We start from the raw sequence: 20,543 nt of genomic DNA, 5'->3' as shown, positions 1-20,543 counted from the left end.
TCGTCCCAAATTTATATTTCACCCCAAAAAAATACTTTTCATACCTGAAAAAACCAACTGACCACAAAGTTTTTTTTAAAACATTGTTGAGAGATATTTTTGCTAAAAATAACCCTCAAAATATTTTATAATGAAAATTTTTAAGAAATTAACTTTACTAATTTTAGCTACATCATTCATTTTAAGTTGTGGTCCTTTAAAAAAATTAAGAACTGTCACACAAGGAAAAGTAGACAAAACAAATTTTATAGAAGAAATTCCATTCGAATATTATAATGAGCAAATTTTTATTGATGTAGAAATTAACAACAAAAAACACAAGTTTATTTTCGATACAGGAGCTTATTTAACGGTATTGAACGAAGGTTTAATTACTGATATGAATTATAAATCTAAAAAAATTGGACACAATATCACTGATGCAAACGGAAATAAAAGTTATAGCGAATACATTGAAATAAAAAACATAAAGCTCGGTAATATTGATTTTCTGAACACTGGCGCTACAACAATGAATTTATCTCATTTTAAAGAAATGTTTGGCTGCACACCATTTGATGGGATAATAGGAGCTAACTTAATGAGAAAAGCCAAATGGCAAATAGATTACACTAAAAAAACCATACGATTTACTGACAATATAGAAAACTTTCCTTCAAGTAAAAAAACAATAATTTTTGACATGAATTCTGGAAATTACGGCAATTTTAAACTAGATTTAAACATAAATGGAATCCAAGAAAAATTTACTTTCGACACTGGTTATAGCGGAAAAATAAGCGCAAATAAATCACTTCTTGATAAAATTAATACAAACAATAATTTAGATTACACTATTCAAAACGGATTAACAAGTATTGTGGCCTTTGGAAAATCAACAGGAAAATCATATTATACAAATATCCAAAAATTAAAATTTGGAGCAAATGAATTCAATAATCAAATAGTGCGCTTCTCAGAAAACAGCACTAATTTGATAGGAAATGAGTTTTTAAAAAATTATGTAGTAACCATCGATTGGGATAAAGAAAAAACATATTTAGATCCAATAACTGAAATAGAATCAGATAGATTAAATGTATTTGAAATCCTCATAGCTCCTAATTTTAGCGATAATTCTATTCAGGTATATAATTCATGGGAAGATCATAAATTACAAAATCAAATTGAAATTGGAACTAAAATTACAGCTATTAACAAAATTGACGTCTCAAAGTTTAACCAGCAAGAGCTTTGTGATTTTTGGACTAATAAAAAAAGAACGATATTCGATAAAGAAACTATTGAAATAGAGATAAATGATAAATCTGTAAGAAGAAATGTTATTTTAACTAAAAAACAATTACTTCCAAAACCTTTTGTTAAATAGCTATAACGCCAACCGAAGGTTTTCATTATATCACCGTAATCGATGAGAACGGTTATGAAATTAGAAAGAAAATTGAGATTGTGAGGAGATGATTATAAATAATAAAAGGCTCACAATTGAGCCTTTTATTATTTATAATTTACAAAGTTAGTTTCCAAATCCAATTTTAAAACCTAATTGAAAATTAGGAATTGTTTCATTTGTTTTTACTAAATCTATTGAACTAATATAAGTAGAAGTAGTTGAATCGTAAGTAGAAGTGTTTGTGTAATATTCACGGTTTACGTTAGCCAAACCAATTCCTATAAATGATTCGAAAGCAATATTAGAATCTTGAAACAATTGTTTTCCAATAATTAATGACAAACCAGTTTTGTTTTTAGAATCTTTTTTTCCTTCAAATGTAGAGGGAGTTGTAGTAGTGTAATTATTTGTAGTATATTCTCGATTAGTTGTCTTGGTAAAAGCTTGAATTCCAAAAAACCAACCTTCAATAGCATCATAATCAGATGAAGGATAATATTTAAAAGTTCCTCTAAACGCACTGCCTAATGCTGCTTTTGTATCATATGATGAGTCATTATTTGAATCATTGTTTCCAAAAATAGATTCATTTGGAAAAAAAGCATACGTAACTCCCGCAGAAGCTTCCACACTAAATTTTTGAGCTAATCTGTACTCAAATGCAATGGGAAATTCCCCAGAAACATATCCAAATAAATCGGTTTTAACAACCCATTTATAAGAATTATCTTCTTTGGCTTTTCCAGAAGAACTTGGGGTATAAACTTTAACTTGCGAACTACACATCATTGTAAATAATAAAGATGTAATTAAAAATAATTTGTTTTTCATTTTATAAGATTTTTTTCGCAAAATTAAATTAATATTGCAAAAAAAAATATAAAATATGAACTATTTAAAATTATTATTCCTTATTTGTACTATTAGTGCTTATTCTCAGGAAGTTACACTAACGTGGGCTGAGAAAATTAAAACAAAAGGCTTTGTCTCTATATTAGGAGGTAAGGACGGAAATTATTACACGCGTCATACCGATAAAGATGACCGTCTAGTTTGTAGAGCATATGACAGTAAATTGACCTTAAAAAACGAACAAATTGTTAATTTTAACCTTGATGAAAAAAAATACAGCTATTTAGGAGCGTATTTTATTAAAGATAAAATCGTTCACTTTATGAGTGAAAACAAGAGAAAAGAGGATAAAAATTTTTTATACAGTTCGACAACTGATTTGGGCTTAAAAACTAGCGACAAAGTTTTTGTTCTTGACGAAGCTGATGAGGAAGCAATGAGTTTTGGGGCTCGAAGTATTTCTCCAGATTCTACAAAAATTGTAGTTTATCATGAAGTAAAAGGTAAGAAAAGAGAACCAAACACACTTAACTTTAAAGTTTACAATCCATCATTTACCGAAGTATTATTAGACAAATCAGCACAGTTAAATATAAAATCTAAAAATTTCTCTACAGAAGAGATAAGAGTAGATAACAATGGAAATGTGTATGTATTAGCTAAAGTGACCAAAGAAAAAGACGAAAAAGAAAAAGATCATACTAAGTTTTATTACAAATTGATCGTTTTTGGAAAAGATGGTTCAGGAAAAGATTTCGATTTCGATTATCAAACCAAAGATATAGAGTCTATAGATCTAATTGCAGGAGAAAATAACACACTAATTTGCACAGGTTTTCTTAAAACTTTAGGAAAGGGTTTTTTAAGTAGTAACAAAAAAACATTAATTTCTGACGAATTATTTTCGGTAATTATTGATTGTAACACGCTAACAATGCAATCTTCAAAAAAGATTGAATTAAATGGATTATATCCTGAAAAACCTAAAAAATCGGAAGATTACGTACCTTATAAAGTTAGAGATATTTTCTTCAAAAAAGATGGCGGTTATGTTTTAATAGCAGAACAATTCAAAATCGTTGAGGTACGCACAAAAAACGGTACTTATTACATTTATTACTATTGTGATATTGCTACAATACACATTAATAACAAATCGGAAGTGGTTTCAGTATCAAAAATGCCTAAATATCAAAAAAACGCAAGTAATCCATCTGTTATTTCAACTTATAAAGATGGTAAAACTTATATCGTTTATGAGGATTTAGAAAAAAATCTGAATGCTGAAAATGACAAAGAAACTAAAAGAAGTTCCGCTTCAATGTTCTCGTCGGATTCTAAAAACGCTTTATTTTTACTTACCGTTGCAGATAGTGGCGAAATGAAAAAAGAAATTATTTACTCTTACAAAGAAAGTAAAATTAGACCTAGAATAGGTTCAAGTAGAGTAATAAACAAGGGAGAAATTATGCTTAATGCTGATGATCAACTTGGTGTGTTAAAAATAAAATAAAACCATCTGATTAGCCCTCTAAATAAGCGATACAGATTATTTGAAAAAAATAGATAAATTAAACAGCACCAAAAATGTTTTTGGTGCTGTTTTTAGTTTTATGGGTTTTTACTTTGTTCGTGCGTTTTTTGATTAGGTGTTAGCATATGGTTTGATAAACGAGGCTTTTTCATTATAAATGCCTACGGTTTCTGGATATACTAATTTTAGAAAAAAATTAAAGAACTTTCATTACTGTACCACATTCTTTACACGTTCTTAAACTTTCAGATTTATAAAAATGTTTAAAGTGTTTCTGGAAATCGTTTTCAATATCGTTTAAACCAAAATAAACCTCGTGTAGTTTATGGTTGCAATTGTCGCAAAACCAAAGTAATCCGTCTTTGGCATCTATGTCATTACGCTTTCTTTCGATAACCAATCCGATAGAATTTGCCGAACGAACTGGTGAATGTGGGACTTTGGCGGGATGCAGATACATGTCTCCTGCGGATAATTGCATGGCTTTTTTTTCGCCGTCTTCCTGAATATAAATCGTTATATCACCTTCTAATTGATAAAATAGTTCTTCGGTTTCGTTATAATGGTAGTCTTTTCGGTTGTTAGGACCAGCAACAATCATGACGATATAATCTCCTGAATCGACATATAAATTTTTGTTGCCAACAGGTGGTTTTAATAAATGACGATTTTCGTTAATCCATTTATTGAGGTTGAAGGGTTTTGCAATTGCCATAATTTTATTTTTAAAGTATAAAATTACTATTTTTTTACTTCAATCCACCTGGGATTAAATATTTGTGGAATTTGTTTTGGGTCGTTTTTGTAAGTTGTAATACGTCCGTAAGCGAAAATAATTTTATTTTTTAAATCTTCTATTTTTATTTTTGATGTTTCTAAATATTCGTTTGTAACAATAATAGTAAAAACATTGTCTGGATAAGCTGAATCTATATTGATATAATTTGTAGTTTTTCCTTCAGAAGCTAACTTGTAAGACACCACTTTTCCTGTAACGCAAGCTAAACTATTTATGTAATCTTTTGTTTTTGCAGTTGTAATGGTGTCTTGCGAGAAACTGTTTAACGAAAAGAAGAAAATAAATAGAATAAGAATATTTTTCATAATGGTATAAATTTAAATAAAAAAAAAGCGAATGCCTTTTTTATTAGACATTCGATTTTCGGGATTTGATAATTTTATTTTGCTTCTTTAATCAAATAAATATAAACAGGAAAGTGATCACTAAATCCGATCTCATTATTCCCATGTCTTAGCGGATAGCCTTTATATTGCCCTACAGTTGTTATCATAAACGGTTTGTTGTAAACTCCCGCTTTCCAATATCTGAAAGAAGAAAAGTCAGTTCTTATTAATGATTCTGACACCATTATTTGGTCGAAAATATCTCCTGCATCACGATAAAATAATGAAGCGTTTCCGTCTTTTGCCATTTGTTCGAATGGATTGTATATGTCAAATTGTTCAACTTCCGATTTTTTTAGTTTTGCGCCAATACCCTCTTTTACACTTTTGTTGTAACTTCCGTCGTTTAAATCTCCCATAGAGATAATTTTAGCGTTTGGATTAATTTTATAAATAGAATCCATTATTTTGCGATTCATTCTTCCTGCTGCTTCACGAAATGGGCTGCTTTTTTTCTCTCCACCAGAACGAGATGGCCAGTGGTTTACCATTACATTAACTTCTTCGCCATCAAGTAATCCAGTTACTAAAAGAATGTCTCTTGTGTAAACCCTTTTGTCTTTTGCAACTTCTATTTTGTCTTTGTCAGCTTTATCTTCCTCGGTTTCTTTTTCTTCTTTAGCCTTGGTGTCTTTTTTGTATATTAACAAAGGAACATTAACGTAGCTCGTTGGCTGAAAATGTTTTTTCTGATACAAAAGCGCTACATCAATTCCACGTTTGTCAGGAGAATCGAAATGTACAATTCCGTAATCACTATTCGCTAATTGTGGATCTTTTACTAAATCCTCAAGAACACCTCTGTTTTCAATTTCACAACCGCCAATAAGGACAGGTGAATTTTTATTATTATCGCCAGTTCCTATTTGAGACAAAACCCTACCTAAATTATGTAATTTTTGCTTGTATTTTGTACCTGTCCAGTTCTGAGCGCCACTTGGCAACCATTCCTCGTCATTATTAGGATTGTTTATAGTGTCAAAAAGGTTTTCGAAATTATAAAAAGCAACTGTGTGTATTGCAAATTTTTTGGCTTGTGCATTTGCTCCTATTGTAAGAGACAAAAGAAATAAAAGAGTGAAAAAATTTCTAATTTTCATAAAATAATATTGTTAGTTATTACAAAAGCTAAATTAGCTTTTGGGGTTACAAATGTAAAATAATATTAGATATAGCCTAATTTTGATTTGTTAAGAAATGCTTATTTTATAAAATAACAATACAAAAGGAGTGCCAAATCTTGTATATTATTGATAAACAGATAAAAATTGTTAATGAAATCCCCGGAATTAGCCAGCTAAAGTTAATATAACATCAAATTTAACATAAGTTTTGTAAAAAATGTTCGAAATGTAATTTAATCTTGTAATTTTGTCGCCCCATTTAAATTGTTTAACAACCAGAAATTGGGATTAACTTTAATTTAATTTATGAAAAAATTTGTTATTAGTACACTATTTGTATTACAAGCTTTTTTTAGTTTCGCTCAAACTACTACTGGAATCACTGGTAGAGTTGTAGATGCTAAATCGCAAAAGCCATTGCAAAATGTTGTTGCTTCGATTCAAAACACAAATTTCACTCAGATTTCTAATGCTGATGGTAAATTTACGTTTTCTGGACTTGCAAAAGGCGGTCAATTATTACAAATCAAGAGTGATGGTTACAAAATTCAGTTATTTCCAATTGAAATTTTAGAGAACCAGATGCTAGATTTAGGTGTTGTTGTTTTAGAGGAAGATATTACTCAGGAACAACAAACAAGTTTAATTACCATTACCGAAAATGATTTAGGTGATGAAGGAAGTGGTTCTGAAGGTACTGCAAGTTTGTTACAAGCTTCTCGTGATACTTTTTTACAAGCTGCTGCCTATAATTTTGGTCAAGCTCGTTTTAGTGTTAGAGGTATTGATAATGAATACTCTAACATTATGATTAATGGACTTTCTATGAATCGTGTTGGTGACGGAAGACCACAATATGGTGATTGGGGAGGATTGAACGATGCAACTCGTAACCAAGAATTCACAAACGGTTCTGCTCCTTCTGATTATGTTTTTGGAGGAATTGCAGGTACACAAGAAATAAATACAAGAGCTTCTTTATACAGAAAAGGAACAAGAATTTCATTCCTTAATACCAACACAAATTACGCATTCAGAATGATGGGAACCTATGTTTCTGGTATGAGAACAGATGGTTGGGCTTATGTTATTTCAGCAGGAAGACGTTGGGCAGGAAATGGTTATTTTGAAGGAACTAATTACAGTGCAAACTCTTTCTTTGCTAGTGTTGAGAAAAAAATAAACGAAAATCATAGTTTGAATTTTACTTCAATTTATGCTCAAAACAAAAGAGGAAAAAATTCTCCAAATACTGATGAGCAATCTGATTTAGCTGGAATAAAATACAATTCTTATTGGGGTTACCAAGAAGGTGAAAAAAGAAATTCACGTTTTAAAAACTCAGAAGAGCCAATAATGATGTTAACTCATTACTGGAAAGTAAATCCTAAAACGAATTTAAATACTACGGTATCTTATCAAATAGGACAAATAGGGAATAGCCGTTTAGATTACACAAAAGCTGATAATCCAGACCCAACTTACTATAGAAAACTACCAAGTTTCAAAACAAACGAATTTTTGAATAATGTTTATATAGGAAATAGACCTGAAAATATTGCTGCTGCAGAAGGATTAAAAGAAAAATTTCTTGCGAACAAACAATTAGATTGGAAAGATATTTACAGAATAAATACTCATCCTAATAACCTACCTAACGGAAGTAGAATAGTACAATACGAAGACAGAAACGACGAAAATATTGCTACAGCAAGTACTAATTTGTTTTCACAACTATCTGACAATATAGTATTGAATGCAGGGGCAACTTATCAAATGTCTAAAACTAAAAATTTCAAGAATATGCTTGATCTTTTAGGAGGAACATATTTTGCAGAGAGAAGCTCATTTGGATACGGAATTCAACAAGTTCCTGATGCGGACAACCCAAACAGAACAGTTGTAGTTGGCGAAAAGTACGGTTATAACTATGATATTGATGCAACTAAATTAGATGCGTTTACACAATTCAAATTTGTTTACAAAAAAGTAGATTTCTATTTGGCTCAAACATTTTCTCGTTCAGGATACCAAAGAGAAGGTTTTTATAGAAACGGATATTATCTGACATCTTCTAAAGGAAAAAGTGAAAAGAAAAATTTCGATAATTTTGGATTCAAAGGAGGAATGACATACAAAATTTCTGGAAGACACTTTATTGACTTCAACAGTATTTATATGACAAAAGCACCAAATACAAAAGATGTATTTCCTAATGCACGTGTAAATAATTCTGTAACTGAAGATATCACAAACGAAAATATAAAAGGAGTAGATTTAAGTTATATCATCAAAATGCCAAGCTTCAAAGCTCGTTTTACAGGATATTTCTCTGAAACATCTAACGCTACAGACATCAATTTCTATTACGCTGATGGTTTAGGAGGAGATAGTGGTGCATTTGTATCGGAAATTGTTACTGGAATAAATAAGAAAAACAGAGGTGTTGAAGTTGGTTTAGAGTACCAACTAACATCAACTATAAAACTTACTGGGGTTGCTGCTTACGGAGAATTTACGCTTACAAATGACCCTAATATTAGTCTTACTAATGATGCAACTGGAACAGTTACATCTTACGGTGTGGCTAAAATGACAGGTTACAAACAAGCTGGAACGCCACAACAAGGCTATTCAGTAGGTGTGGAGTATAGAGACCCTAAATTCTGGTGGATTGGCGCTAATTCAAACTATATGGCAGATGCTTATTTAGATGTTTCAACTATAAGAAGAACATCAAATTATTATGACCCATCAAATAATACGGGTATAATCATCGACCAAGATCTTGCCGATAAATATTTGACACAAGAGAAGTTTAATCCAATCCGTTTGTTTAATTTAGTAGGAGGGAAATCTTGGAGAATAGATGGTAAAACATTAGGTCTTTTTGCAAACGTAAACAATGTTTTAGATTTTACATATAAAACTGGAGGTTTTGAGCAGTCAAGAAATGCATCATACAAGCAAGATTATCAAGACCATCAATCTAATGGGCCAAGTGTTTTTGCTCCAAAATATTTTTATGGTTATGGAAGAACTTATATGGTAAATGTTTATTTAAATTTCTAAAAAATAATGATTATGAAAAATAATATAAAAAATGTTTTTTCTATCGTTGCTCTTTTTGGTTTATTTTCTAGTTGTGTAAACGACACTTTTGAAGATCCAAAACAGGACGATTGTGTTAATTCAGGTTTGGTGAAAACTAAAGAAGTAAGCGATATTTATGCTGTTGCAATAAGTCCAACCACAACACCGCCAAGCATTATTCCAAACACACCAATCTATGCTGCCGATGATATTATCGAAGCTTATGTAATTTCTAGTGACGAAGGCGGAAATTTCTACAAAAAAATGTATTTGCAACCTACGGATGGATCTAAAGGTTTCATTCTTTCTATAGATGAAGTAAATGTTTATACGAAATATTTTGAACCAGGAAAAAAAGTATTCGTAAAACTAAAAGGACTTGCTTATGCAAATCCATCAAGTTTTGACAGGGGACTAACTTTTGGTGCGCCTCCAACAAGTAATTTCTTCATAGATAGACTTTCTAATTATAAAGGACACTTAATCGCTTCATGCGAATCTGGAAACGAAGAAGTTTTTGTAAAACACCTTACAATTTCTCAAGCATTAAGCGATGTTTATCTAAACACGCTTGTAGAAATAAGCGATGTACAGTTTAAACAAGATTGTTCAACTTATAGCAAAAAAGATTTTGATACAAGTTTAAAAATTACAAACGGAATAACAACAACAACTTTAGACGTTAGAACAAGTCGTTTTGCTAACTTTGCAGGAAGTGTTGTTCCGTCTGGAAGAGGTACTATTAGAGGGGTTTTGGCAAAATATGGTAGTGGATACCAACTTGTTCTTAGAAACGAAAGAGATGTGAAAATGACTGGGCCTAGAATGCAAGTAGTCTCGTTGCCAAAAGGTGGAAGCGCAATCACTTATGACGCAACTCTAAACGAAGGATTTACAAGTTATGCTACAACTACAACAGGAACGGTTTTTCCTAAATATATAAATGATGTAGTAGTAGGATACAAATATTGGGATGTAACCTCGTTTGGTACTACTAAATACTTACAAGCATCTGCATTTAATAATGGTTGTACTAAAGCTTATTTTGTAGTTCCGGTAAATTTTGCTCTTGCAAATGGTTTTTCCTTTAAATCAAAAGACGGTTTCAATGATGGTGACCCTTTAAAAGTTTACTATTCTACAGATTATATTCCAGGGGGAAATATGAGCCAAGCTACACTTGTAGATATTACATCTAAATTTGTAATTGCTACAGGATCTAAAACAGGTTATGCAACAAACTTTATAGATAGTGGAACTTACGTTATTCCTGCATCACTAGGAGGGAATGGTTATTTCATTTTCGAATATGACGGAACGACAGGAAAAACAACAACTATTCAGTTAGATGATATTGTTATAAACTAAGAGTTTAAGAATAACTAAAAAAGAGTTACAGAAATGTAACTCTTTTTTTATGCTCTATTATTTAAATTTTTTATTAGTCCAACTTATCAGTTAGTTTTTCAAATACCTTTTTTGCACTTTTTCCTTCGTATAAAATATCGTAAACAGCATCAATTATAGGCGTTTTGGCTTTGTAATCTTGGTTTAGTTTCCAAGCGCTTTTTGTAGCATAATAACCTTCGGCAACCATGCTCATTTCCATTTGAGCAGATTTTACTGTGTATCCTTTCCCAATCATATTTCCAAACATTCTGTTTCTAGAAAATACCGAATATCCTGTAACCAACAAATCGCCTAAGTATGCAGAATCATTAATGTTACGTTTCATTTTGTGTACTTTCCTGATGAATTTTTTCATTTCACGAATACCGTTACTCATCAATACCGATTGAAAATTATCGCCATAACCCAAACCATGAGCAATTCCTGCTGCAATGGCGTAAATATTTTTTAGCATCGCGGCATATTCTGTGCCAATAATATCATCGGAAATTTTGGCTTTAATAAAATGTCCAGACAAACAATTTGCGACTATTTTTGCTTTTTTGGCATCGCCACAAGCAATGGTTAAATACGACAAACGCTCTAAAGCTACTTCTTCGGCGTGACATGGTCCTGTAATTACACCAATATTATCGAAAGGAATATCGTAGGTTTTATTAAAATGTTCGCCAACAATAAGACTCGTTTCTGGAACAATTCCTTTTATGGCCGAAAATATAATTTTACCTTCAAGACTTTCAGTCATTTTTTCGAGTTCACTCCCCAAAAATGCCGATGGAATCGCGAAAATGATATAATCGGCATAAGCAACAGCTTCGTTTATATTTGTTGTAAGTCGTAATTTAGTTGTGTCAAATTCAACACCAGTTAAATAATTCGGGTTGTGTTTGTATGTTTTAATGTGATTTACTGCATCTTCATTACGCATATACCAAGAAACTTCTTCTAGATTTACGCATAACATTTTAGTGATGGCAGTTGCCCAACTTCCTCCGCCTATTACAGCAAATTTTGGTTTTGTAGTCATTACAAAAAATTTAGTGTCTCAAAAGTAAGCAAAATAGTGTAAACATAAAAGTTATTGCTGTAATGCTACGAGAATAAAGACTTTTTGAAATTTAACATTAGATTGTTATTTTTTACACAATTTAAAAATATTTATAACGTTATAGTTATAAGTTAGTTAAGTATAATAAAAATAAGTTTTGTTTTTGGTGTTTAGAAAAAAAAGGCGTTCAAGAAATTATTTCTCGTACGCCTTTTGAAATTGTAGAAGTTAATGTTTTCTAATAACTACCTTCTACAATTTCTTTTACTTTTTGTAAAGTAATATTTTGTTTTTCACCTAATGCTTTCCAACCTCGTGTTTCGAAACGATTTACAATAAAGTCTGCCGATTTTTTGTAGTCTTCAGTGTATTCAGACAGTTTGGTTTGCATTCCCATTTTGTGAAGAAATTCGATAGTTTTTTCTATAGCTTTTTCGGCTTTTTCTTCGGTTGAATTTCCTGAAACATTAAAAATCCTTTCGCCGTATTGTGCTAGTTTGTCTTTTTTGGTTTCAAACATAACTTTATATAAACTTGGTGCGATAACTGCCAAAGTTCTGGCGTGGTCTATTTCGTATAAAGCGGTAAGTTCGTGACCAATCATGTGTGTTGCCCAGTCTGAAGGAACTCCTTTTTGAATTAATCCGTTTAGCGCCATCGTAGCACACCACATAAAATTGGAAGCCAATTTATAATCTGTTGGATTTTCTACAACATTTGGACCAATTTCTACTAATGTTTGCAAAATGCTTTCGGCAATTCGGTCTTGTAAAATGGCATCATGCGGATAGGTTAAATATTGTTCCATAACATGCGTAAATGCATCTACAACACCATTTTCTAACTGACGTTTGGGTAATGAAGCAATCACTGTTGGATCACAAATTGAAAACTTTGGAAATAAAGCACTTCCACCCAAAACGAGTTTTTCATGAGTTTCTTCGATGGTTACTACTGCACCAGAATTCATTTCTGAACCTGTTGCGGGTAATGTAAGAACAGTTCCAAACGGAATTACTTTAGTTAGATCAGTAAATAAAACTCGATTTTTAAGAATATCAATTGGATTTCCTTCAAAATGTGTTGCGCCAGAAATAAATTTCACACCATCTATAACGCTTCCTCCACCAACGGCAAGAATGAAAGTAATTTTTTCTTTTCTTATAATTTCGACCGCAGTCATCAGCGTTTCAAAACGTGGATTGGGTTCGATACCACCAAATTCGATAATGTCGAAACCTTGTAAATTTTTGATTACTTGTTCGTGAATTCCATTTTTGAAAATGCTTCCGCCACCATAAGCCAAAAGTATTTTTGCGTTTTTTGGAACTAAAGTAGATATTTTTTCTATTTGACCTTTACCAAAAACATAATTGGTCGGATTGTATAATTCGAAGTTTAACATAGCTTTTTTATTTAAGGTTTAAAGTTATAAAAGTTTCACTGGAAGAATTATAAAACTATGTTAATTGAAAATATTATTTTTTATAAAAATTACTATGATCTATATATTCCCAAACTTTAGCTGGTAATAATGGTTGAATGTTCTTTTTGTTTTTGATATTTTCACGTATAAAAGTAGATGATATTTCTACAATTGGAGCATTTATAATATGAATTTTCGGGTGGTTTTTTAATTCTATATTTTCTAAATCTGAAGAAACTCTAGGATATACATAAATCTCGTGGTTTTGTAAAATCATATCGTAATTTTTCCATTTATGGAGCGAGTTGAGATTGTCTTCTCCCATGATTAATGAAAATTCATATGTAGGAAATTTATCTCGTAAATGTGCCAAAGTATTTACGGTATAATTAGGTTGTGGTAATTTAAACTCTATGTCAGATGGTTTAAGTTTCGGGTAATCATCGGTGGCTAAATTTACCAAATGCAAACGCTGGTAATCGTCGAGTAAAGTGTCTTTCTTTTTTAGCGGATTGTGCGGTGTGACAACCATCCAGATTTGTTCTAAATCAGAATGTTCGGCCATGTGGTTGGCAATAATTAGATGTCCAATATGAATTGGATTAAAGGTTCCGAAGTACAAGCCGATTTTCATATTCTGATTTTATGTTGGTAAAGTTAATTAAAATCCTATGTAATAAAAAAACCATCTGATTGTGTCAGATGGTTTTAAAAAATATTCAATTATTTTTTTAGAAGTTGTAAGTTATTCCAAAATTCCATGTTCTTCCGAAACCGAAATAAACTTGGTTTCTAATGTCGGTTCCGTTATATAATCCTCTATTTTGATAATCTTGGTAAGTTGCATATTGATTTGTACCTGTACCTTTAAGCTTGTTTCCTGTTGTAACGGCAGCTGTTGGATTAATTAATCCATCACTTCCTGCGCTTGGCGTGTTAAATTCTGTTTCGGTTGCAGTAAACTGATTTGTTCTAGATTCAGAAATATATATTTCATCTAAAACATTGTTTACGTTTACTCTTAAAGTAAATGAATCTTTACTGTCTTTGGTTCTGTTTATTTTGTAAGTAACTCCAGCATCCATTAAGCCGTAATTAGGTAATACTAATGAACCTTTGTTCTCTTCTTTGTCAAAATTATTAGGAGAAATTCCAGCATAAAGTTTATCCGAAAATCTGTAATTTGCGTCAACTTTTAACCCTTTTGCTACTTCATAATTTGCTCCAAGACTTGCAGTCATTTGCGCAGCATCACCTACTTTAACACCATCTAAATATAAAGTTTTTGGAGTTCCACCACCAATTGGAGCATTTGAAGCATCGTATCTGTTACTCAAACTATTCCCTTTGTATTCCCAGTTTCCTAGAGAAAACATTGCGTTTATGCCTAATTTTGTTAATGGCTTAACATTCATTTCTAACTCTATTCCTGAGTGAACTTCTGTTATTCCTGAGAAATCATAATACCCACCTACATTTAATAAATCGGGATCATTAGTTCTTTGGTATCTGTCTTTCCAAGTGGTGTGATATACGTTCAAATTAGCATTAAATTTTTGGCTTTTGTACCCGTAACCAGCTTCAAAACCAGTTATTTTTTCGTTAACTAAATTCCCGTTTAGTATAGATGCATTGTTTGGATAAACTGCATTAAAAAATGGTTGTTTAGAATAATAACCTGCATTTACAAAAACATTCATTCTTTCGTTAAGGTTATAGTTTACACCACCTTTTACATTTCCGCCAATGATTTTTTCATTAGCTGTAGCGCTTAATGGATCAGTTGTTTTATATTTGAAATAATCTACTCTTTTGAAACCTTGTTGAGAAACCGCTCCTTGTACAAATGCAGTTAGTTTTTCGGTACTGTATTCTAATTGAGTAAATGCTCCGAACCATTTTACTAAGCCATCATTGTTGAAATTAATTTTTTCTTGATAATTTAATTTAAAAAATGGGTTTCCGTTAGGTTCTGTTGCATATTGATCTGTTAATATTCTAACAGGATTGTTTATATCGTTACTTCCTGCTCCAACTGCTAAATATTTAGCATCATAATTTTTAGCACCTATCAAATCGTTTAAGTTTTGATAATGAAATCCTTTGTAAGTTCTTGCATCAAAACCAAAATCTAATGTTAATTTATCAGTTAGTTTTCTGTTTAAATTCATAACACCACCATACCAGTCATGTGAGTTTATAGATGATATTTTTGAAATACCATTGGTTCCATTGTTACTAGTAGAAGCACTATTCTGATATGCACCACCTATTTGAGCTCTAGGTGTTGTGTTAGGTAGCCCTCCTGTAACTGGAACAATAGAAACTGCTCCGCCAGAATTCCAAGCTTGTATTAAATCTACATTAATTGTTCCGTTTGAATTTCTTAAATTATCTCCATTAAATCTGTTTCCTCTTATTGCTCCGGCGCCATTAGATCCACCTCCACGTCCCCAAGAACCATATAAAACAGTTGACACTTTAGTTTTGTCATTAATTTTGAAGTTGTAGTTAAAAGAAGCTACTGGTTTGTGATAAAAATTAGTTCTAAAACTGTATTCTTCACCATTCAAATAACCATAATCCGAGTTATAACGAATATTAGGCTCTCCACCATTACCGTATTTTATAAATTGTGCGATTGTAGGGCTTGCTGATCTCTGGTTGTGCCATTGAGGCGCTCCAGTAAATGTAAATTGAACATCATGTTTTTCATTAAACTCATAACCAATTCCTACAAAATAATTTTGTCCCGAGAATTTTGTCCCATTTACATAACCACTCCCTTGTGTGTTACTAAATAATACAGAAGCAGACAAACCATTTTTCATTTTTCCTGTAGAATATGAAGCTATCGTTTTTAAAAAGTCCTGATTTCCTAACAAAGCAGATATAGATCCGCCTTCTTTCATGTCTGCAGTTCTTGTTATTACATTTATAGTTCCTCCTACAGACGATATTGCCAATTTAGATGAACCCAAACCTCTTTGTACTTGCATTGCAGAAGTAACATCAGACAAACCTGCCCAGTTACTCCAGAAAACAGCTCCGTTTTCCATGTCATTTACAGGAACTCCGTTTATCATTACAGCTATATTTCTCTGGTCGAATCCACGAATATTAATTCTAGAATCTCCAAAACCTCCACCACCTTTTGTAGCATATACCGATGGGGTGTTTGCTAAAATTTCTGGAAATTCTTGAGAGCCTAATTTTTCTCTAATTTCTGCTCCTTTTATTGTTGAAACCGCTACTGGTGTTCTTCTGTCTTTTGCTAAATCGATTACTGTCGATGTAATAACAACCTCTCCAAGAACGTTATCATCGCTAGATAAAACTATATTCCCTAAATCTGTTGTTTGCCCACTTGCAACAACGTAAGCTACTTTTTTTGTTGTAAATCCTAAGAAAGACACTACAATGTTTCCGTTTTCTGTTGCTGAATCGATTGTAAAACTACCATCAAAACCAGACGATATTCCGTTTCTATTACCTTCAATTAATATGTTTGCGCCGGGTAAAGGGCCTGTTTTGTCATAAACAAAACCTTTTATTTTTCCTTGTCCAAACACCGACGATACGGCAACTAAAAAAGATGTTACTAAAAACCATTTTTTCATATTTCTCATTTCTGATAAAATTTTATTATTTCGTGGCAAAGTTCAGCCAATATTTTTTTTGTAATGTTAACTAAAGGTTAAGGTTTTTTTGTTGAAGTAAATTCAGCCTTACATTATTCGTAATTAATTTGTGTTTTTCAGTGCTAAAAATAAGAAAAAAACACCAATAGATTTATTTACTGACTATTATGTATAAAGAAATTCAACAAAAGACTTGTTGACATGTCGTGATTCTTTACATTTTTTGTGGTGATTTCTGACAAAATTGAGTTAGCTAACTGTTTGCCAAGTTCAACCCCCCATTGATCATAACTAAAAATATTCCAAACAACACCTTGCACAAAGATTTTATGTTCATATATAGCTATTAGAGAGCCTAGTGTTTCTGGGGTTAATGCTTTGATTAAAATTGTATTTGTAGGCTTATTTCCTTCAAAAATTTTGAATGGAAGTAAAAACTCCCCTTTTGTTACGGGTGTTTTTTGGTTTTCAAATTCTACGTTTACTTGAGATTCTGTTTTGCCATAGAGTAAAGCTTCCGTTTGAGCAAAAAAGTTAGACATAAGCATGTTATGATGTTCTTTGTTGCCGTGTAATGGTTTTACAAAACCTATAAAATCTGTAGGGATTAGTTTTGTTCCCTGATGAATTAGCTGAAAAAAGGCATGCTGAGAATTACTGCCAGGCTCTCCCCAAATAATTGATCCTGTTTGATAATTAACTCGATTTCCATTACGATCTATACTTTTTCCGTTACTTTCCATAACACCTTGCTGTAAATACGGTACAAATTTTTGTAAGTATTGTGTGTATGGAATAATAGCTTCACTTTCGCTTCCAAAAAAATTATTATACCAAACACTTAATAACGCGAGTATAACGGGAATATTTTTATCGAAGGGTGTGTTTCTAAAATGATTGTCCATTTTGTTTGCGCCAGACAATAATTTATTAAAATTATCGAAACCAACCGCTAAACTAATTGTAAGTCCAACCGAACTCCACAACGAAAATCGTCCGCCAACCCAATCCCACATGGGGAAAATATTATCGTCATTGATGCCAAAAGCGGTAGCGTTTTTTATATTAGTAGAAACCGCAACAAAATGTTTAGCAATATCTTCTTTTCTTGCAAATTTTAGAAACCAATCTTTAATAGTTTCTGAGTTTGTTAATGTTTCTTGTGTTGTAAATGTTTTAGAAACAATGACAAAAAGTGTAGTTTCTGGGTTTAGTTTTTTTATAATTTCGGTTACATAATCCCCATCTATATTAGATATGAAATGAACGTTTAAATGATTCTTGTAAAACTGAAGTGCTTCTACAACCATTGTTGGTCCCAAATCCGAACCACCAATGCCTATATTTACGATATCCGTAAATGATTTTCCTGAAAAACCTTTCCTATTTCCGTTTACAATGCTATCAGAAAATAATTTAATTTTATTTTTTACTTCAAAAATTTCGGGAATTACATTCTTTCCATCTACTAAAGCAATGTCATTTTTACTGGCTCTTAGTGCCATATGTAAAACCGATCGATCTTCGGTTTTATTGATTTTTTTTCCAGAAAAATAAGATTCGATAGCATCGTTTAACCCAACTTCGTTAGCTAAATCTAAAAGTAAATTTATAGTTGTTTGATTAATTCTATTTTTTGAATAATCTACAAGAAAATCTTCCCATTTAAGTTGAAATTTTTCTGCACGGTTATTATCTTCTTGAAACATCTGCTGCATAGAAATGTTTTTTGTTTCTAGAAAATGTTTTTCGAGTTCCTGCCAAGCTTTTGTAGTGATGGGGTTTGTGTTTTGCAAAGGCATTTCTGTAGGTTTCGTTAGTTTAAAATAAAATACGAATTTACGAATTTAAGCCAAACTATGGCATAAGAAAAAAAATATAATCCATAAAAAAAGCGCTCCAATTGGAACGCTTTTTGTAAAAGTATGTCGAAAAATTATTTTTTCTTTTTCCCTGCTGGTGCTTTTGCAGCTTTTGCAGCTTCTTGAGCAGCTTTCATCGCAGCACGAGAAATTCTTACTTGGCAAACAACTGTGTTGTCTGGGTGTAGGATTTTGTATTTTTCGTTAGCTAAAGCTGTAACATAAATTTTGTTACCCATTTGTAGAGGAGAAATATCTGCATCTAAGAAATCTGGTAGGTTAGCTGGTAAAGCTTTTACTTTTAGTTTACGTGAGTTAAGACGTAAAACACCACCTAATAATACACCTGGAGATGTTCCAATGATTCTTACAGGAACTTCCATAGTAACCTCTTTGTTATCAAATAATTGATAAAAATCAAGGTGTAAAATTTTGTCAGAAACTGGGTGTACTTGGATATCTTGCAAAACTGCGTTGTAAGATTTTCCGCCTTCAACTTCAATCACAACCGTGTGTGCGTTTGGAGTGTAAACCAATGATTTGAATGCTCTTTCGTCTGCCGAAAAATGCACTGGTTGATCTCCTCCGTATAATACGCAAGGAACCGCTCCAGCATTACGTAAGGCTTTAGTCGCAACTTTTCCTACGCTTTCTCTTTCTGATCCTTTAATTGTAATCGATTTCATTTTAAAAAAATATAGTTAATAAATAATAATTTACATTAAAAATTTTCCACTAATGGAATTGTTGTGATGTACCATGTTCATTACTTCTGCAAAAAGAGGTGCACAACTCACGACTCTTATTTTGTTTGATTCTTTCTTTAACGGAATAGAATCGGTCACTATTAATTCAAGTAATTTTGAATTTTCTATCTTTTCGTAAGCATCTCCAGATAAAATAGCATGGGTACAAATTGCTCTTACGCTCAATGCTCCCTTTTCTATCATTAAATCTGCGGCTTTCGCCAAAGTGCCTCCGGTATCTATCATGTCATCTACTAGGATTACATTTCGACCTTTTACTTCGCCTATTAATTCCATCGTATCAATTACGTTGGCTACTTTTCTTTGCTTGTAACAAATTACCACGTCCGATTCTAAGAACTTAGAATATGCATAAGCTCTTTTAGAGCCTCCCATGTCCGGTGATGCAATAGTTAAATTCTCTAAACCTAAACTTTTTACGTATGGCAAAAAAATTGTCGATGCAAACAAGTGATCTACTGGTTTTTCGAAAAAACCTTGTATCTGATCTGCATGCAAATCCATTGTCATAATACGTGTTGCACCTGCTGTTTCCAATAATTTTGCAACTAGCTTTGCTCCAATCGGGACTCTTGGTTTGTCTTTTCTGTCTTGACGCGCCCATCCAAAATATGGCATTACAGCAGTTATGTGTCTTGCTGAAGCTCTTTTTGCTGCATCTATCATAAGTAATAATTCCATCAGGTTATCTGCACTTGGAAATGTAGAACAAACAATAAATACACGCAATCCTCTTATTGATTCCTCATAAGAAGGTTGAAATTCACCATCACTATATTGCGAGAACGTTACTTTTCCTAGCGTTGTTCCGTAGCTTTCAGCTATTTTTTCGGCTAGATAAACACTTTGCGAACAGGCAAATACTTTTGCTTCGGGCTCTAGGTGTGGCATTAATTCGTTGTTTTGTAGTTAGTTAGTTGCGTTTCGTTTTACCGAGGTGCAAATTTAGGAATTTAATTGGACTAGGAAAGATAATTTTTAAGTATTTTTTGATGAATTGCAAAAAAAATATTTACATTTGCAGTCATGAAATCAAAATTAGTTTCTGTTACAGATTTTAATTTTGTCTCCATGAGCCCGGATGGCGGAATTGGTAGACGCGCTGGTCTCAAACACCAGTGGGAAACCGTGCCGGTTCGAGCCCGGCTCCGGGTACTTTAACGGTCAAATTGTAATTTTTTACAGTTTGACCTTTTTTTATTTTTAAT

The 20,543-nt window shown here is 32.0% G+C and carries 15 protein-coding genes and 1 tRNA gene; 5 read left to right on the top strand and 11 right to left on the bottom strand.

Annotation, left to right across the window (positions count from 1 at the left end; translation table 11 throughout):
- Nucleotides 1–130: 130 nt before the first annotated feature.
- A complete protein-coding gene (locus ACH2BP_RS05290) occupies nt 131–1,369 on the top strand; it encodes a retroviral-like aspartic protease family protein (protein WP_395057730.1) in 1,239 nt (412 codons plus the stop codon).
- A 147-nt stretch (nt 1,370–1,516) separates the two neighbouring features.
- Here the strand turns inward: ACH2BP_RS05290 and ACH2BP_RS05285 are convergent, their stop codons facing one another.
- Entirely contained in the window at nt 1,517–2,224 is a 708-nt protein-coding gene (locus ACH2BP_RS05285) for a DUF3575 domain-containing protein (RefSeq protein WP_395057728.1), read from the bottom strand.
- A 55-nt stretch (nt 2,225–2,279) separates the two neighbouring features.
- On the opposite strand from ACH2BP_RS05285, the gene ACH2BP_RS05280 reads away from it, so the two are divergent.
- Nucleotides 2,280–3,758, top strand: a complete 1,479-nt coding sequence (locus tag ACH2BP_RS05280) for a hypothetical protein (protein WP_395057726.1) — start codon at nt 2,280–2,282, stop codon at nt 3,756–3,758.
- A gap of 217 nt (nt 3,759–3,975) precedes the next feature.
- On the opposite strand, the gene ACH2BP_RS05275 is transcribed toward ACH2BP_RS05280, so the two are convergent.
- The 3 genes from ACH2BP_RS05275 to ACH2BP_RS05265 all read right to left on the bottom strand — a co-directional run bounded on the left by ACH2BP_RS05275 (nt 3,976) and on the right by ACH2BP_RS05265 (nt 6,064).
- Nucleotides 3,976–4,494, bottom strand: a complete 519-nt coding sequence (locus tag ACH2BP_RS05275) for a 3-hydroxyanthranilate 3,4-dioxygenase (RefSeq protein WP_395057724.1) — start codon at nt 4,492–4,494, stop codon at nt 3,976–3,978.
- 26 nt (nt 4,495–4,520) lie between these two features.
- Nucleotides 4,521–4,883: a hypothetical protein gene (locus ACH2BP_RS05270; protein ID WP_395057722.1), complete on the bottom strand. Its 363-nt coding sequence runs from the start codon at nt 4,881–4,883 to the stop codon at nt 4,521–4,523.
- A 74-nt stretch (nt 4,884–4,957) separates the two neighbouring features.
- Nucleotides 4,958–6,064: an endonuclease/exonuclease/phosphatase family protein gene (locus tag ACH2BP_RS05265; protein WP_395057720.1), complete on the bottom strand. Its 1,107-nt coding sequence runs from the start codon at nt 6,062–6,064 to the stop codon at nt 4,958–4,960.
- 330 nt (nt 6,065–6,394) lie between these two features.
- On the opposite strand from ACH2BP_RS05265, the gene ACH2BP_RS05260 reads away from it, so the two are divergent.
- Entirely contained in the window at nt 6,395–9,160 is a 2,766-nt protein-coding gene (locus tag ACH2BP_RS05260; RefSeq protein ID WP_395057718.1) for a carboxypeptidase-like regulatory domain-containing protein, read from the top strand.
- Between the two features lie 12 nt (nt 9,161–9,172).
- Nucleotides 9,173–10,549 carry a DUF5689 domain-containing protein gene (locus ACH2BP_RS05255; RefSeq protein ID WP_395057716.1) on the top strand — a complete coding sequence of 459 codons (1,377 nt, stop codon included), beginning with the start codon at nt 9,173–9,175 and terminating at the stop codon, nt 10,547–10,549.
- A gap of 73 nt (nt 10,550–10,622) precedes the next feature.
- Here the strand turns inward: ACH2BP_RS05255 and ACH2BP_RS05250 are convergent, their stop codons facing one another.
- From ACH2BP_RS05250 to ACH2BP_RS05220, 7 genes are all read right to left on the bottom strand, one after another.
- On the bottom strand, nt 10,623–11,618 hold the full coding sequence (locus tag ACH2BP_RS05250; RefSeq protein ID WP_395057714.1) for an NAD(P)H-dependent glycerol-3-phosphate dehydrogenase: 996 nt from the start codon (nt 11,616–11,618) through the stop codon (nt 10,623–10,625).
- 259 nt (nt 11,619–11,877) lie between these two features.
- The gene (locus ACH2BP_RS05245) at nt 11,878–13,044 is read right to left on the bottom strand and encodes an iron-containing alcohol dehydrogenase (RefSeq protein ID WP_395057712.1); all 1,167 of its coding nucleotides are present in this window, start codon (nt 13,042–13,044) and stop codon (nt 11,878–11,880) included.
- Between the two features lie 73 nt (nt 13,045–13,117).
- The gene (nadD, locus tag ACH2BP_RS05240; RefSeq protein WP_395057710.1) at nt 13,118–13,699 is read right to left on the bottom strand and encodes a nicotinate (nicotinamide) nucleotide adenylyltransferase; all 582 of its coding nucleotides are present in this window, start codon (nt 13,697–13,699) and stop codon (nt 13,118–13,120) included.
- A gap of 97 nt (nt 13,700–13,796) precedes the next feature.
- Nucleotides 13,797–16,694, bottom strand: a complete 2,898-nt coding sequence (locus tag ACH2BP_RS05235; protein ID WP_395057708.1) for a TonB-dependent receptor — start codon at nt 16,692–16,694, stop codon at nt 13,797–13,799.
- Between the two features lie 167 nt (nt 16,695–16,861).
- Nucleotides 16,862–18,508, bottom strand: coding sequence for a glucose-6-phosphate isomerase (gene pgi / locus ACH2BP_RS05230; RefSeq protein ID WP_395057706.1), 1,647 nt, complete (start codon nt 18,506–18,508; stop codon nt 16,862–16,864).
- A gap of 134 nt (nt 18,509–18,642) precedes the next feature.
- Nucleotides 18,643–19,254 carry a 50S ribosomal protein L25/general stress protein Ctc gene (locus ACH2BP_RS05225; RefSeq protein WP_395057704.1) on the bottom strand — a complete coding sequence of 204 codons (612 nt, stop codon included), beginning with the start codon at nt 19,252–19,254 and terminating at the stop codon, nt 18,643–18,645.
- Nucleotides 19,255–19,284: 30 nt separating this feature from the next.
- Nucleotides 19,285–20,226 (bottom strand): ribose-phosphate pyrophosphokinase, encoded by a 942-nt coding sequence (locus ACH2BP_RS05220; RefSeq protein WP_395057702.1) that lies wholly within the window; start codon nt 20,224–20,226, stop codon nt 19,285–19,287.
- A 184-nt stretch (nt 20,227–20,410) separates the two neighbouring features.
- On the opposite strand from ACH2BP_RS05220, the gene ACH2BP_RS05215 reads away from it, so the two are divergent.
- Nucleotides 20,411–20,490 (top strand) — tRNA-Leu (locus tag ACH2BP_RS05215).
- Nucleotides 20,491–20,543: the final 53 nt, after the last annotated feature.

Source organism: Flavobacterium sp. (assembly GCF_043756175.1).
GTDB lineage: Bacteria > Bacteroidota > Bacteroidia > Flavobacteriales > Flavobacteriaceae > Flavobacterium.
This window is presented reverse-complemented; position numbering and strand designations above follow the sequence as displayed.